We start from the raw sequence: 14,368 nt of genomic DNA on the forward strand, positions 1-14,368 counted from the left end.
GCCACCGCGCGTGGCGATCGCGTCAGCCCGCGTCCAGCAGCGTCAGCCCGGGTCAGCTCGCGTCGGCGCCCAGCCGGTCCAGCGCGTCGAGCAGCGGCCTCCACTCCGGCCCGTGGCCCTCCACGCCCGTGCGCACCCGCCGCACCTGCTCGGCCAGCTCGCGCTCCTCGGCGTCGAGCAGGCCGGCGAAGCGCGGGTCGAGCAGCCAGCGAGCGTCGTCGGAGGCGCGGGCGGCGACGGCGTCGAGGAACACCTCCAGCGAGCGGGTCCGCTCCTCGAGCCGGTCCCCCGGCAGCGTCAGCCACCGCAGCTGGCACGACCACAGCTCGCCGCGGGCGGCGTCGTCGTCGACGTCGAGCACCGTGCCGAACTCACCGGTCACGCCGTGCTGCTCGCGGTGCACCTGGACCTCCTGCGCGAGCCGGACGACGTTGTCGTCGGTCATCGAGGACCCGACGACGAGCAGGTGCCGGGTCAGCAGCAGGTTCTGCAGCATGGCGCCGGTCGGGCCCACCTCGGCTGCGAACCGGACGACGTCGCGCCGGGTGAGCACGATGCTGCCGGGGTGGTCGACGTCGCCGTGCAGCTTCAGCACCCACCCGGGCGCGCCGACCGGGCTCTCCCACGGCAGCACCGCGACCTCGCCGCCCGCGGCCCGGACGGCGGTCTCGAGGAGCCGGTCGTAGTTGGTGGTCACCGCCTCGCGGCAGCCCAGCCCGGCGAGCAGCCCGTGGGCCAGCGAGCCCCGGCCGACGCCGCCACACAGCTCGGCGACCTGCCGGCCCAGGTCGGGCACCTGCTGCTCGAGGAGCTGGGCCCGGTCCAGCAGCGAGAGACGCTCCACGTCGAGGCGCCCGCGCCGACCGGTGCGCTCGGCGAGCAGCGCGAGCATCCGGCTCCACGACGGCAGCCCGGCCGGCACGCTCACCCCGGCGCCGAGGAACAGCGCGAGCTCGCCGCGGCGGGCCAGCGCTCCCAGCCGGTCGGCCTCCTCGGCCAGCCCCGGCTCGAGCGCGGGCGGGGCGAGCGCGGCCCGGACGTGCTGTGCGGCGGCGTGCACCGACGGGTCGGGCACCACGACGGCGATGTCGAGGTCGACCCGCGTGACGGCGTCCAGCAGACCGGCCAGCAGCGCCTGGACCACCTCACCGCGGTCGCGGTCGTGGCCGCCGCCCTCGAGGCCGAGCACCGGGACGGCCAGCACCGGCTTCACCCGCCCGCCGGCCGGCGGGAGGTCCGCGGCCGCGACCTCGCCGACGACGTCCAGCACGCGACGTACCAGCTCCTCCGGCGGGAGCCCGTCGCCGTTGCCGACACTGACGAACCACACCGACGGACCGCCGTCGACCACGGGCCGCCAGTGCTCGGCGACCTCGCCACGGTCGTCGGTGGGCACGACGGCGGCGTCGTGGACGACCGTCTCGATGCGGCCGCGGACGAGGAACAGGTGACCGGTCGGGTGGGACATCTCGGGTCCCGGGTGCCCGCCCGGGTCGCGGGCCAGACCCGCCCGGACGGGGGTTCAGCGCAGCGGCGGCTCGGTCTTCTCGCGAACCTCGTCCTCGGTGACGCCGGGCGCGAGCTCGACCAGCCGGAGGCCGCCACCCTCGCTCGCGGGCACGATGTCGATGACGGCGAGGTCGGTGATGACCCGCTGGACGACGCCGCGGCCGGTGTAGGGCAGCGAGCACTCCTCGACGATCTTGTAGGACCCGTCGCGGGCGACGTGCTCCATCAGCACGATGACCTTCTTCGCGCCGTGGACGAGGTCCATGGCGCCGCCCATCCCCTTGACCATCTTCCCGGGGATCATCCAGTTCGCGATGTCGCCCGCGGCGCTGACCTGCATCGCGCCGAGGATCGCGGCGTCGACCTTCCCGCCGCGGATCATCCCGAAGCTGGTCGCGGAGTCGAAGAAGCTCGCCCCGCGCCGCACCGTGACGGTCTCCTTGCCGGCGTTGACCAGGTCGGGGCTCTCCTCGCCCTCGACCGGGTAGGCGCCCACGCCGAGGATGCCGTTCTCGGACTGCAGCACCAGCTCCACGTCATCGGCGACGTAGTTCGGCACCAGCGTCGGCAGCCCGATCCCGAGGTTGACGTAGGAGCCGTCGGTCAGCTCGCTGGCCGCCCGCGCGGCCATGTCCTCGCGGCTCCAGCTCATGCCTGCGCCTCCTGGCTCGGGCGGACCGTGCGCTTCTCGATCCGCTTGTCCGCGGCCTGCTCGGGGGTCAGCGCGACCACGCGCTGCACGAACACCCCGGGCGTGTGGACGTGGTTGGGGTCGATCTCCCCGGGCTCGACCAGCTCCTCGACCTCCGCGATCGTGGTCCGCCCGCACATCGCTGCGAGCGGGTTGAAGTTCCGCGCGGAGTCCTTGTAGAGGAGGTTGCCGTGCCGGTCGCCCTTCCAGGCACGCACCAGCCCGAAGTCCGCGACGATCGCGTGCTCCAGCACGAACTCCTTCGACCCCTCGGCGGTCTCGAAGACCTGCGTGGGCTTCGGCGGCGAGGCCTTCACCACGTTGCCGTCACTGTCGTAGCGCCACGGCAGCCCGCCCTCGGCCACCTGCGTCCCGACCCCGGTCGCGGTGAAGAACGCCGGGATCCCGCTGCCGCCCGCGCGCATCCGCTCCGCGAGCGTGCCCTGCGGGGTCAGCTCGACCTCGAGCTCACCGGCGAGGTACTGCCGGGCGAACTCCCGGTTCTCCCCGACGTACGACGCCACCATCCGCCGCAGTCGCCCGGCCGCGAGCAGCCGGCCCAGGCCCCAGTCGTCGACGCCGGCGTTGTTCGACACCGCCTCGAGCTCGTCGATCCCGGCCTCCAGCAGCGCCTCGATCAGCACCGACGGGATCCCGCACAACCCGAACCCGCCGACCGCCACCGTCGACCCGCTCGCGATGTCGGCCACCGCCTCGGCGGCCGACGCCATCACCTTGTCCATCCGCCGATCCAAGCACGACCCCCACCCCGAGGTGGCACACACGCAGGGTCGACGTGGCGCCCCGCAGGGTCAGGGGCGACCGCAGGGCCGGTCGGAGCCGGCCAGGGCGAGGACGCGCCCGACGTGCGTGGGGAGCAGGTCGACCGGGGCGGCCATGCCGGGCAGGCCGGCGTTCGGCCGGGTGAACCACCCGGTGATCGCGTCGAGGTCGTAGCCCTGGTGGGCGAGCACCTCCGCGACCGCCTCCACGTCGTCGCGCGGCGCACCGGCCTCGTCGTACCAGAAAGCGGGGCGGTCCCGCCGTTCGCCGCGGTCCAGTGTCCGCAGCCGGACGGCGCCGGCCTGGGTTCCCGAGGTCATGGTTCCACGGTGCCTCGAACCCGATGTGACCACACTCACCCCAGCGGGTGACGGGGGGCCGAGGGTGGGTACCCGTCGGGGCATGCCAGCACTCGACCACTGGCGGCGCCTGCAGGCGGCGTCGTGGGCGCACCCGCGATGGCTGCTCGCGCTCAAGACGGCGGCGGCGGCCGGGCTCGCCTGGCTGCTCGTCCAGCCGCTCGGCGGTCCGCTCGGGGACTACCCGTACTACGCGCCGATGGGGGCCGCGGCCGCGATGTCGACGACGGTGATCGGCTCGGCACGGACCTCCGCGCAGACCGTCGCGGCGATCGCGCTCGGCGCCGCGCTGGCGACCGGCGCCGGGCTGCTGGACGTGCCCAGCTGGCTCGCCCTGGCCCTGACGATCGCCGTGGCGACCATGCTGGCCGGGCTGCGGCCGCTGGGCGCGATGGGCAGCTGGGTGCTGGTCGCGGCCCTGTTCGTGCTGATCATCGGCCGGCACGACCCGGAGGCGTACGTCGGGGCGTACGTCGGCCTGACCGCCTTCGGCGCGGTGGTCGCCACCGTCGTGAACGCGCTGGTGCCCCAGCTCCCGCTCACGCCGGTCACCCGCGCGCAGGTCCGCCTGCGGCACCGACTGGCCGACGAGCTCGACGCCCTGGCGGACGGTCTGCTGGCCGAGGAGCTCCTGGACGAGTCGTTCTGGGAGCGGCAGCGCCGCCGGATCGAGCCCTACGTCAGCGACCTGCGCGCGCTGGTGACCGAGGCCAACGACGCCCGCCGCGGCAACTGGCGCGCCGGTCGCTGGTCGGAGACCGCCGACCGCCGCTACGCCCAGGCCCGCGCGCTGGAGCGCCTCGCCGGGTGCGTGGACGAGGTCTCGGCGCTCGTCTCGGACCAGCGCTCCGCGATGCACGGCGACGACGAGTCGGCCCGGGACCTGCGCGAGACGCTGGCGCGGGCGATGCGGGCGGTGGGCACGCTGCTCCGCAGCGCCGAGGAGGACCCCGTCGAGGAGGACGCCGCCGCGATCCCCACCGCCGACGCCGAACGGACCGTCGAGGAGCTCGGACTGCTCGTCTGGCGGCTCGCCTCCGCCGACGACAAGCACCTGCCCGCCGCCGCCGTCTGGGTCAACCTCCAGCGTGCCATCGAGGCGTGGTCCTGACCGGCTCCCCGCCGCCCCGCCGCCCCGCCGCCGGGTTCCGGGCGGCGTCGCGGGCGGCCTTGTAACGCGACGTTCGCCGCTCTATCTGCACGCTGCAGCGTGCGTCTAGTGCAGCGAACATCGCGTTACATGCTGCGACTCCCACCGACCCTGCACCGAGCCCGGCCGCCGGGGCGGGCGTCGGGTCAGCGGCCCTTCCAGACCGGCTCGCGGTGCTCGGCGAAGGCGGCGATCCCCTCGGCGGCGTCCTCGGACATGACGGCCACGCCGGCGAGGTCGCTCTGCTTCGCGAACGCCTCGTCGGCCGACCAGGACGGCGACTCGAGGACGATCCGGCGGCTGGCGCTGATCGAGAGCGGCGCGTTCGCGACGATCTCGTCGGCCAGGGCGAGGGCGGCGTCGAGCACGGTGCCGGGCTCGGCCAGCCGGTTGACCAGCCCGAGCTCGGCCATCCGGGTGGCGGGCATGGGGTTGCCGGTCAGCGCGAGCTCCATGGCGACGTTGCGCGGCAACCGCTCGGTCAGCCGCAGCACGCCGCCGGCGGCCGCGACGAGGCCGCGCTTGGGCTCCGGGATGCCGAACTGCGAGTCGGTCGAGGCGACGATGAGGTCGGCGACCAGCGCCAGCTCGCAGCCGCCGGCGAGCGCGTGGCCCTCGACCGCGGCGATGACCGGCTTGCTGATCGGCAGCGCCGCGATCCCGAGCGGGCCGCGCTTGTCGGTCAGCGCGAACGACCCCGCGGCGGCCGCCTTGAGGTCCATGCCGGCCGAGAACGTCCCGCCCGCGCCGGTCAGCACCGCCACCCGCGCCTCGTCGTCGGCCTCGAACGCGTCGATGACCCGCTCCAGCAGCTGGGCGGTGCGCAGGTCGATCGCGTTGCGCCGCTCGGGCCGGTTGATCGTGATGACCAGCACCGGGCCGCGTCGCTCGGTCAGCACCGGCGGCACCGGCGGCTCGGGCAGCTCGTGCCGCTCGCTGCCGGTGAACCGCAGCGTCTTGGCGTCGGACACCTCGACCGGCAGGTGCAGCGGGTCGCCGCAGACGACCTGCTCGAGCACCTCGGCCTGCGCCGAGCGCACCAGCACCCGCTCGCCGGACGGGGTGAGCACGGAGAGGATCGCGTGCTCGGGCGCGCCGGACCGGTCGTACTGCGCGGTCGCAGCCTCGACCACGCCCGGCCCGCTCCACGTGTCGAGGGCGGGGCGCGAGCGCTCGGGCAGCAGCATCGGCGCGAGGGCGCGGTACGCCGAGCGCGGCGGCGTCGCCGAGTAGATCCCCAGGGCGTGCTTGGTGACGAACCAGCCGAGCGAGGTCGACAGGCCGTAGGACTCCGGGTCCTCGCGCAGCCGCCCGACCAGCGTCGCGACCGCGTGCGTGCCGTAGTTGTTGCCCGGTCCGCCCGCGAAGGTCAGCCCGCCGGTCACCGACAGCGGCCGCTCCGCGTCGTCGAGCGGGAAGCCGAGCTCGCCCGCGGCCATCTGCACCGCGGCCGGGAAGCAGGAGTAGAGGTCGACGTGGCGCACGTCGTCGGGACCGATCCCGGCGTGCGCGAACGCCGCCTCGCCGATCGCCCGGATCGCCGGCGACGCCGCGAGGTCACGGCGCTCGGAGACGAACCACTCGTCGTACGCCGCCGCGCCGGCGTGCAGGAAGACCCACTTGTCCTGCGGGATGCCGAGCGCCTCCGCGGCCGCGACGCTGGTGACCACCACCCCGGCGGCGAGGTCGACGGTCAGGTTGGCGCACAGCAGCTTCGGATAGGGCTCGCTGATCATCCGGTTGCCGCCGTCGGTCGTGGCGAGCTCCTCGGGGGTGAACGCCTGCGGCAGCCACGCGTGCTCGTTGCCGGCGGCGACCTCGGAGAGGCGCGACCACAGGCCGGTGATCGTGCGCAGGTGCTCCTCGGGCGTCTCGCCGGCCTTGGCGCGGACGGCGGACTCCATCAGCGCGTAGGTGTAGACCGGCACGGTCAGCCCGGCCGCGGACTCCGGCCCGTTGTTCGCCTCGCGGTCGCTGCCGATGACCCGGTCGGGGGCGACGTCGGCGGGCTGGGTCGGCCAGTCGAGGTCGAGCCCCTGCTTCTGCGCGGCGGCGAGCGTCGCCCCGGCCTCCGCGCCGCAGACCAGCACGACGTCGGCGCGGCCGTCGGCGACCGCCTGGCCGGCGGTGTTGATGAGCACCTGGCCGGCATCACCGCCGTAGGGCGCCGACATCGCGGTCTCGTCCGGCTTGGCGCCCAGCGCCTCGGCGACGAGCGCGGCGGCGTCGCGGTAGGTCCACGAGGCGCTCGCGACGGCGTACACCGCATCGGCCTCCTCGAGCAGACGGGCGCCGGCGCCGCTGTCCTCGCCGGCGCGGCGCAGCGCCTCGACGGCGAGCGTGACCGGGTCCTTCGGCGCGCCGAGGTCGGGCTCGCGCTGGGCGACCTGGCCGACGCCGACGAGCACGGGGGTGCGGGGGTCGAGGCGGGCGCCGGTGCGCTCGTGGACGACGGTACGACGCGGGAACCGCCCGCCCGCGGAGACGGCCGGGTCCGCGGCGAGCTCGGCCGCGAGCGCGGCGAACTTCGTGGCCGACTCGGTCAGCGCCTCCTCGACGCTGGCCGCGACGGTCGCGCCGAGCGGGCCCTCGACGGGGTCGCCGCCGATGCCGGCCTCGACCGCGACGCGCACCGGGTCGCCCTCGGCGCCGTCGCCGCCGGTCACGCTGATCCGCAGGCCGAGCGAGAGGTCCATCGGGCCGGTGCCGTCGAGCGCCACCAGGCCGACCTCCGCCTCGACGACGGTCCACGCGATGTCGGCGGGGATGCCCATGAGCGAGACCTGCTCCTCGAACGTGTCCCCCACGCTCGCGACCTCCGGCGGCGACCCACGGAAGGAGGAGTGCATCGTCAGCCACGCGGCGTACCGCGCCAGGTCGGCGACCAGGCCCTGCGCCAGCGGGAGCGGCGCGGCGACGTCGGCGCCGGCACGGACCACCCGCGGGTAGCTCGCGAGCTGGGTGGGCAGGTCGGACTCGCTCATGCACTCTCCAAGACGCTCTCGCTGACCCTCCGACGACGTCAGAAAAAGTCAGGCGTGACTGTTTGTTCGTGAGCGTAGCGGAGGTGGCCGGTCCGCGCAGCGATGAGTCCGCGACGTCGTCGCGGTCTGCCCTGTCAGCCACTTCCCGCCCCGACCCCACCCCGACCCCACCCCGAACCCAGGAGCCCCGCATGAGCCGCATGGTCTTCCCGAACCTGCCCGTCGCCGACGTCGAGCGCGCCCGCGCCTTCTGGTCGGCGCTGGAGTTCACGTTCAACGAGCAGTTCAGCGACGGCAAGGCGTGCTGCCTCGTCCTCAACGACCTGTGCAGCGTGATGCTGCTGCAGGAGGAGTACTTCCACTCCTTCCACGGCACGACGCCGGCCGGCACCGGTACCGAGGTGCTCATCTGCCTCTCCGCCGACAGCCGCGAGGAGGTCGACGAGCTGTGCACCCGTGCCGCGGCCGCCGGCGCAACCGACACCGCCGAGCGCACCGGCGGCGACGACGGGCCGATGTACGGCGGGTCCTTCCGCGACCTCGACGGCCACGTCTGGGAGGTCATGTACATGGACCTGGCCGCGATGGGCTGAGCCCACGGGCCGGTCGGAGTCGGGGCCGGTCGACGATCGTTCAATTGCGCGGTTGTGGACGTGCGGAAGCGCTCCCACCGCGATAGATCCGCGCAATTGAACGATTGTTGCGCCCCGAGGAACGCGAAACGCCTCAGCGCACGAAGGCCGTCGTGCTCTCGTGCGGGTCGGCGCCGGCCTGGACGCGACCACCGGGCAGCCGCCGGACGATGCCGACGCCGCCGAGGACGTGGTCCCAGCGGTCGACCCGCTCGACCTCGTAGCCGCGGTCCTCGAGTGCCTCGTGCAGCTCGTCGTGGAGCGGTGCCTCGAGCTTGACCGCGTGCGGCTCGGTGACGTGCGGGGCGAAGGAGCTCGGGAAGTTCAGCGACATGAACCGCGGCGCCTCGACCGCCATGCCGATCCGCTTGGACCAGCGCCGCAGCCGCGGGAACCGTCGATCGTCCTGACCAGCCCTCGACCTGCGACGCACTGCACCCTCCGCCCAGGCCGGGCGGCTCCCGGCCGCGACACCCTCCCATGCCGGGAGGACTCCTCACCGGGGAACCGGCGGGAACCCGCCGGCCTTCCCGGACGTCGGACGGGCATGCCCCTCGCGCGCCCCCTCGCCGCCCTCGCGCTCCTCGTCGCCACCCCGGTCGGCCTCGGCGCGGTGGCGTCCCCGGTGGAGGCGTTGTCCTGCGTGGGGCGCGGGCAGGTCGTCGCCGGCGCGACGGTCCTCTTCACCGGTCGGGTGGTGGACACCGACGACGGCGCGCTCGAGGTCGAGGTGGCCGAGGTACGCCGCGGCGAGCCGCCGGTGGATCCCGACAGCGGGACCGTGCGGCTGGTCGTCGAGGCCGAGGAGTACGGCGTGTGGCCGCGCGAGGGCGACGAGCTCGCGGACGGCTACCGCTCCGACCGGACCTGGCTGTTCGCGCCCTACGAGCAGGACGGCGCGTGGCGGGTCAACCCGTGCAACGCGTGGGTGGTCTCCGGCCGCGGGTCGGCCTGGGAGCGGTCCGGGACGGCCACCGGCGCGCCGTTCGACGCCCCGGCCGTGCTGGCCGGGTCGGCCGTTGCGGTCGTCGCCGTCGGTGGGATCGCGGTGTGGCTGGTGCGTCGGCGGCGTACGCCGCGGGGCTGAGCGGGCGGGCTGCTGCGGGCCCGCACGCGGGGTCGTGTGCCCCACGACGCGGTCGAGCGCGTCCGCGGGCACACGACCCCGGCTACGACCCGTGCGGGGCGAACTGGTGCAGGCCGAGCTCCTCGGAGAGCCACTCACCGGCGAGGAGGGCGCGGACGCTGTTGCCCTGCTCGTCGAGCCGCGGGCTCCAGCCGGCAAGGCCGAGCACGCCGGGGGCGACGGCCATCAGCCCACCGGAGACGCCGGACTTGGCGGGCATGCCGGCGCGGTGGATCCACCGGCCGCTGCCGTCGTACATCCCGCACGTCGCCATCACGCTCAGCGCCTCGGTGACGACGGCCGCGGGCAGTACCCGCTCGTCGGTCCCGGGGCGGACGCCCCAGCCGGCGAACGTCGCCGCCATCGTCGCGAGGTCGGTGGCGGTGACCTGGATCGAGCACACCCGCGCGAGCACCTCGACGGCCTCCTCGACCGAGCAGGTGAGCATGCCGCCGCCGCGCATCAGGTGGGCGAGCGCCCGGTTGCGTCGGCGCCCTCGAGCTCAGCGGCGACGACGTCCTCGTCGACGTGCAGCCGGCGGCCTGCGGCCCGCGAGCAGACGTCGACCACGCGCTCCACCCGGTCCTCGAGCCCGGAGCCGGCGACCAACGAGACCGCCATCAGCGCGCCGGCGTTGACCATCGGGTTCGGCGGCCGGCCCGTCTCGAGCTCGAGCACCAGGGCGTCGAACGGCTCGCCGGTCGGCTCGACGCCGATCGCGTCGTGGACGGCGTCGCGCTGGTCGGCCAGCGCGACGGCGTACACCCACGGCTTGGCCACGGACTGCACCGGGAAGGTCACGTCCGCGTCGTCGGTCCGGCACACCTCGCCGTCGACGGTGACGACGGCGAGCCCGAAGCGCTCCTCCGACCTCTCGACCGCCGGGTCGCCCACCTCGCCCCCGCACTCGGGCAGCAGCCGCTCGCGCAGGGCGTCGAGGGAGGCGGTCAGGTCGTCACGGTCGAGGGCCACCTCGTGGAGCGTACGACGGCGGTCCGCGCCGCCGCTCGCCCTAGGGTGGGGTGGTGGCGCGGCGACGAAGCATGGTGGTCGGCGCGGTGGTCGTGGCCCTGACCGCGGGCGGGGTCGCCGCCTGGGCGGTCGTGGGTGACCGCGAGCCCGCCGCCGCCCTCCTCGAGCCGCGGGTCGAGCCGCTCGACGTGGTGGCGCCGGTCCCGACGTACGCGCTCGGGACGCCGCGGGGCCTGCTCGTCCGCGCCGGCGGCCGGGAGCGGGTCCTGCCCGAGGCCGTCGATGCACGCTGGCTGCCTGGTGGTGGGCTCGTCGTCGTCGAGGAGGACCGCCGCCGGCTGCGGCTGCTCGACCCGCGGACCGGCGAACCCGAGGCCGGCGCCCCGATCGGTGACGCCGACCTGCCGGGCAGGTCAGCGGCCCGGGTGAACCTGCTCGCGCGCTACGACCAACCGACGGTGCTCCGCTCCTGGTCGCCGGCGTTCGACGCGGTCGAGGAGGTCGCGCTGCCCGGGACCGACGACCCGGTCGCGGTCGACGACCCCGACGTCGTGCGCGGGTACTTCGGCGTCGCGGCCACGGTGGGCGACACGACCCTCGTGCTCTGGCACGACGGCAGCGAGACCTACGAGGACGGTGCTCGCGGCGTCGCGCGGATCCGCGACGGAGAGGTCGACACGGTGCTGCTCGACGAACCCCTGGTCGCGCTCCACCTCTCCGTCGACGGCGCCTCGCTGCTCGGGCTGAGGCAGGTGCGCGGCGAGCCCTGCGGCGGGTGCGTCGTGGAGCAGGAGGTCGTCGAGATCGACCCAGTCGACGGCACGCTGCACACCTACGGCCACCCCGAGGAGTACGACGACTCCTGGCGCGTCGACGCCATGGACCGGGTGGGCGACCGCGTCGCCGTCCGCTACGTCCGCGCTGGTGACGGCCGTGTCCCGAGGGAGCGGAACCTCCTCGGGACCTACGTGTACGCCGCCGGCGACTGGTCGCTCCTGCCCGGCAGCGACGAGGCGACGACCTGGTGGCAGGACGGCGGCCGGGTCGTGGCCCGCCCGGCGCGCGAGCCGCGGTGGGGCGCCGACGGCTTTCGGTTCTCGTGGATCGGCGACGGCGACGACCGCGAACGGCCGATCGAGGGCGAGCTGATCACGACCTACGGCCGGGTCGGCTCGCGCCTGGGCTCGGTCGCCGGACAGCTCCTTCCGCCCGCCTGACCTGCCTTCGCCTGCCTCCCCTCCTCGACCCGGTCCGCCGCTCCCGGACGAGACGAAGGGGTCGTGTGCCTTCGGACGCGCTCGTGGGCGTCCTCGGGCACACGACCCGCTGCTCGGGGACCGCCAGGGCTCAGCGGTCGGCGCGCTTGTCGAGCACCGCCAGGTCGGCGTCGAGCTCGACGTCCCACTCGGTGCCGTCGGTCGCGCGGACCTCGACCTCGTAGGCCTCGGCCGGGTCGTCGCCCGCCTCGACGTCGAGGACGGTGCCGCCGCCGACGGCCGCCACCGCGGCCTCGCCCGCGGCGGTCCGCTCGTCGGCGCTGAGCGCGCGGTCGTCGACGTCGTCACGGTCGTCGTCACGGTCGTCGTCACGGTCGTCGTCGGTGTCGTCGTCGCGGTCCTGGCTGACGACGCCCAGGTCACCGTCGAGGGCGACGTCGACCTCGGCGCCGTCGGGCAGCCGGACCTCGACCTCGTACGTCTCGCCAGGGTCGTCGCTGGTCTCGACGTCGACGGCCTCGCCGCTGCCGACCGCCTCGACGGCCGCGGCGGCGACCCGGTCCCGCTCGCTGCCGTCGACCGTGCCGTCGGCAGCCGCGGTGGTCGCCCAGACGGTGCCGCCGATCCCGAGCACGGCGACGGTGGCGACCGCGGGGACAAGGACGCGCTTGGCGCGGAGCTTGCTGGTGTTCATGGTGACCCTCTCGGTGAGCGTTCCGGGCTCCCTGCCCGGTGGTGTGGCACCACCATGCGCGGGGGGTCGCTGAACCTCCCCTGAACGCTCCTGAAAGGCCGTTCAGGATCGCTCGTCCCGGTACGCCGCCGGCAGCCGCACCACGAACCGCGCACCACCGAGCGAGGAGCCCGACACCGCCACCGTCCCCCCGTGCGCGGCGACCGTCTCGCGCACGATGGCGAGCCCCAGACCGCTCCCACCGGCGTCCCGCGCGCGGGCGTCGTCGAGCCGGACGAACCGCTCGAAGACCCGTTCCCGGTCCGCCTCGGGCACGCCGGCGCCGTCGTCCTCGACGGCCAGCTCGACCGCGTCGCCGTGGTCGGTGACGGCCAACGCGACGGCGGAGGTGGCGTGGCGGGCCGCGTTGTCGACGAGGTTCCGCACGACCTGCGCGAGCGCGAGCGGGTCGCCCTGCACCCGCCCCGGCGCCACCGCGCCCGTGTCCACGGTCAGGCCGGCACGGCGTACCCGTCGCGCCTCGGTGAGCGCCAGGTCGTCGAGGTCGACGTCGCGGTGAGTCCGCACCAGCGCGCCCTCGTCGGCGCGGGTGAGCAGGAGCAGCTGCTCGACGAGCCGCTGCATCCGGGCGGACTCCTCGAGCACCGCCTCGGCCAGCTCGCCCTCCGGCAGCGCACCAGGGTGCTCGCGGGCGACCTCGGCGGTCTGCCGGATGCTCGCCAGCGGGGAGCGGAGCTCGTGCGAGGCGTCCGCGACGAACTGCTGCTGCCGCTCGCTGGACGTCTGCAGCCGCGCGAGCATGGCGTTCATCGTCACGGCGAGCCGCCGGACCTCGTCGCGCGCCGGCGGCTCGGGCACGCGGCGGTCGAGCCGGTCGCCGGTGATGCCCTCGACCTCGCGCCGGATCCGTTCCACCGGCGCCAGCGCGCGGCCGGCCACCACCCAGGTGGTGCCGCCGACCAGCAGCAGCACCAGGGGCAGGCCGAGCGTCAGCGGCGCGACCAGCGCGTCGGTCGACTCCTCGACGTCCTCCAGCGACGCGGCGACGACGACGCCGTACGCCGCCGTGCCGCCGTCCTCGTCACGGTCGGCGTCCTCCGTCACCACGAGGTACGGCTGGTCGGCCCCCGCCAGCCGCACCTCGTCCTCGTCGCGTGGCAGCGTGGCGCCGAGCGGCTGCGACGCGGCGACCACCCGGCCGGCGACGTCGAGCACCTGCCAGACCAGCTCCTCGGGCTCGTCCTCGTCGCCGTCGTCGTCCGGGTCGTCGTCCGGGTCGCGCTCCCCCGGGCCCGGCGGCCCGGTGGCCTCGACCTGGGCGGCCAGCTCGGCGGCGCGCTGCTCGGCGCCGGCCTCCACGCCGTCGCGCAGCGAGCCGCGGACCATGGCGACGAGCACGAGCGCCCCGAGCAGCAGGGCGACCGCCACGACGAGGACGGCCGCGGCGGTGGTGCGCAGCCGGACCGAGGCCCGGGTGGACCAGCGCCCGGCCCCTCTCTCGGCGAACGGCTCAGCCACCGTTGCTCGCCAGCCGGTAGCCCGCGCCCCGCAGGGTCTGGATCGCCTCGCGGCCGAAGGGCCGGTCGATCTTGTTGCGCAGGTGACGGACGTAGACCTCGACGATGTTCGGGTCGCCGTCGAAGTCGACGTCCCACACCGCCTCGAGGATCTGCCGCTTGGAGACCACGTCGCCGGCGTGCCGGGCGAGGAAGGCCAGCAGCGAGAACTCCCGCGCGGTCAGCTCGACCTCGGCCTCGCCGCGCCACACCCGCCGGGCGGCCGGGTCGACGCGCAGATCCCCCACCACCAGCTCGGTCGGCCGCTCCCGGGCACCGCGCCGGGCCACCGCCCGCAGCCGGGCGACGAGCACCGGGAACGAGAACGGCTTGGTCAGGTAGTCGTCGGCGCCCGTGTCGAGCCCCTCGACCTGGTCCCACTCGCCGTCCTTGGCGGTGAGCATGAGGATCGGCGTCCAGTCCTCCTCCGCGCGCAGCGTCTCGCAGACCTTGTAGCCGTTGATCCCCGGCAGCATCAGGTCGAGCACGATCGCGTCGTAGGTGTTCTCCCGCGCCAACCACAACCCGTCGGTCCCGTCGGTCGCGACGTCCACCGCGAACCCCTCGGCCTCCAGCCCGATCCGCAGCGAACGGGCGAGCCGCACCTCGTCGTCGACGACGAGCACGCGCATGGTGGGACCTCCAGGTGGACGGGCCGCCATCCTCCCCCACCGCTGAACCCTCGCTGAACGCCG

General features: G+C 75.1%; 13 protein-coding genes and 1 pseudogene. 4 read left to right on the forward strand and 10 right to left on the reverse strand.

The window, feature by feature from the left end:
- Positions 1-52: 52 nt before the first annotated feature.
- The 4 genes from H7344_RS11010 to H7344_RS11025 form a co-directional block, all read right to left on the reverse strand.
- Positions 53-1,468 carry an SIR2 family protein gene (locus H7344_RS11010; RefSeq protein WP_186346071.1) on the reverse strand — a complete coding sequence of 472 codons (1,416 nt, stop codon included), beginning with the start codon at positions 1,466-1,468 and terminating at the stop codon, positions 53-55.
- A 54-nt stretch (positions 1,469-1,522) separates the two neighbouring features.
- Positions 1,523-2,161 carry a 3-oxoacid CoA-transferase subunit B gene (locus tag H7344_RS11015; protein ID WP_186346072.1) on the reverse strand — a complete coding sequence of 213 codons (639 nt, stop codon included), beginning with the start codon at positions 2,159-2,161 and terminating at the stop codon, positions 1,523-1,525.
- The gene (locus H7344_RS11020; RefSeq protein ID WP_186346073.1) at positions 2,158-2,943 is read right to left on the reverse strand and encodes a CoA transferase subunit A; all 786 of its coding nucleotides are present in this window, start codon (positions 2,941-2,943) and stop codon (positions 2,158-2,160) included. Before H7344_RS11020 ends, H7344_RS11015 begins: the two co-directional genes overlap by 4 nt.
- A 69-nt stretch (positions 2,944-3,012) precedes the next feature.
- Positions 3,013-3,303: a hypothetical protein gene (locus H7344_RS11025; RefSeq protein ID WP_186346074.1), complete on the reverse strand. Its 291-nt coding sequence runs from the start codon at positions 3,301-3,303 to the stop codon at positions 3,013-3,015.
- Positions 3,304-3,385: 82 nt separating this feature from the next.
- Between H7344_RS11025 and H7344_RS11030 the strand changes: the two genes are divergently transcribed.
- Positions 3,386-4,453 carry an aromatic acid exporter family protein gene (locus H7344_RS11030; RefSeq protein WP_186346075.1) on the forward strand — a complete coding sequence of 356 codons (1,068 nt, stop codon included), beginning with the start codon at positions 3,386-3,388 and terminating at the stop codon, positions 4,451-4,453.
- Positions 4,454-4,638: 185 nt separating this feature from the next.
- Here H7344_RS11030 and H7344_RS11035 read toward each other — a convergent pair whose 3' ends face one another.
- On the reverse strand, positions 4,639-7,476 hold the full coding sequence (locus H7344_RS11035; protein ID WP_186346076.1) for a crotonase/enoyl-CoA hydratase family protein: 2,838 nt from the start codon (positions 7,474-7,476) through the stop codon (positions 4,639-4,641).
- Between the two features lie 191 nt (positions 7,477-7,667).
- Between H7344_RS11035 and H7344_RS11040 the strand changes: the two genes are divergently transcribed.
- Positions 7,668-8,069 (forward strand): VOC family protein, encoded by a 402-nt coding sequence (locus tag H7344_RS11040; RefSeq protein ID WP_186346077.1) that lies wholly within the window; start codon positions 7,668-7,670, stop codon positions 8,067-8,069.
- A 133-nt stretch (positions 8,070-8,202) separates the two neighbouring features.
- Here the strand turns inward: H7344_RS11040 and H7344_RS11045 are convergent, their stop codons facing one another.
- Positions 8,203-8,466 (reverse strand): gamma-glutamyltransferase, encoded by a 264-nt coding sequence (locus H7344_RS11045; protein WP_186346078.1) that lies wholly within the window; start codon positions 8,464-8,466, stop codon positions 8,203-8,205.
- Positions 8,467-8,655: 189 nt separating this feature from the next.
- Here H7344_RS11045 and H7344_RS11050 point away from each other — a divergent pair, with 189 nt between their 5' ends.
- Positions 8,656-9,195: a hypothetical protein gene (locus H7344_RS11050; protein ID WP_186346079.1), complete on the forward strand. Its 540-nt coding sequence runs from the start codon at positions 8,656-8,658 to the stop codon at positions 9,193-9,195.
- 82 nt (positions 9,196-9,277) lie between these two features.
- Here the strand turns inward: H7344_RS11050 and glsA are convergent.
- A pseudogene (glsA, locus tag H7344_RS21380) lies at positions 9,278-10,206 on the reverse strand (glutaminase A).
- Between the two features lie 53 nt (positions 10,207-10,259).
- Here glsA and H7344_RS11060 point away from each other — a divergent pair.
- Positions 10,260-11,423 carry a hypothetical protein gene (locus tag H7344_RS11060; RefSeq protein ID WP_186346080.1) on the forward strand — a complete coding sequence of 388 codons (1,164 nt, stop codon included), beginning with the start codon at positions 10,260-10,262 and terminating at the stop codon, positions 11,421-11,423.
- A gap of 130 nt (positions 11,424-11,553) precedes the next feature.
- Here H7344_RS11060 and H7344_RS11065 read toward each other — a convergent pair whose 3' ends face one another.
- The 3 genes from H7344_RS11065 to H7344_RS11075 form a co-directional block, all read right to left on the reverse strand.
- Positions 11,554-12,117, reverse strand: coding sequence for a PepSY domain-containing protein (locus H7344_RS11065; protein ID WP_186346081.1), 564 nt, complete (start codon positions 12,115-12,117; stop codon positions 11,554-11,556).
- Positions 12,118-12,219: 102 nt separating this feature from the next.
- Entirely contained in the window at positions 12,220-13,635 is a 1,416-nt protein-coding gene (locus H7344_RS11070) for a sensor histidine kinase (protein ID WP_222130525.1), read from the reverse strand.
- Positions 13,628-14,305, reverse strand: coding sequence for a response regulator transcription factor (locus H7344_RS11075; RefSeq protein ID WP_186346082.1), 678 nt, complete (start codon positions 14,303-14,305; stop codon positions 13,628-13,630). Before H7344_RS11075 ends, H7344_RS11070 begins: the two co-directional genes overlap by 8 nt.
- Between the last annotated feature and the right edge of the window lie 63 nt (positions 14,306-14,368).

This window comes from Nocardioides deserti (assembly GCF_014266025.1).
GTDB classification, from domain to species: domain Bacteria; phylum Actinomycetota; class Actinomycetes; order Propionibacteriales; family Nocardioidaceae; genus Nocardioides; species Nocardioides deserti.

Coding starts and splice junctions, on each gene's coding strand:
- H7344_RS11020 (WP_186346073.1), bottom strand. CDS start 2,943: ATGGACAAGGTGATGGCGTCGGCCGCCGAGGCGGTGGCCGACATCGCG.
- H7344_RS11010 (WP_186346071.1), bottom strand. CDS start 1,468: ATGTCCCACCCGACCGGTCACCTGTTCCTCGTCCGCGGCCGCATCGAG.
- H7344_RS11075 (WP_186346082.1), bottom strand. CDS start 14,305: ATGCGCGTGCTCGTCGTCGACGACGAGGTGCGGCTCGCCCGTTCGCTG.
- H7344_RS11035 (WP_186346076.1), bottom strand. CDS start 7,476: ATGAGCGAGTCCGACCTGCCCACCCAGCTCGCGAGCTACCCGCGGGTG.
- H7344_RS11040 (WP_186346077.1), top strand. CDS start 7,668: ATGAGCCGCATGGTCTTCCCGAACCTGCCCGTCGCCGACGTCGAGCGC.
- H7344_RS11030 (WP_186346075.1), top strand. CDS start 3,386: ATGCCAGCACTCGACCACTGGCGGCGCCTGCAGGCGGCGTCGTGGGCG.
- H7344_RS11025 (WP_186346074.1), bottom strand. CDS start 3,303: ATGACCTCGGGAACCCAGGCCGGCGCCGTCCGGCTGCGGACACTGGAC.
- H7344_RS11015 (WP_186346072.1), bottom strand. CDS start 2,161: ATGAGCTGGAGCCGCGAGGACATGGCCGCGCGGGCGGCCAGCGAGCTG.
- H7344_RS11045 (WP_186346078.1), bottom strand. CDS start 8,466: ATGGCGGTCGAGGCGCCGCGGTTCATGTCGCTGAACTTCCCGAGCTCC.
- H7344_RS11050 (WP_186346079.1), top strand. CDS start 8,656: ATGCCCCTCGCGCGCCCCCTCGCCGCCCTCGCGCTCCTCGTCGCCACC.
- H7344_RS11065 (WP_186346081.1), bottom strand. CDS start 12,117: ATGAACACCAGCAAGCTCCGCGCCAAGCGCGTCCTTGTCCCCGCGGTC.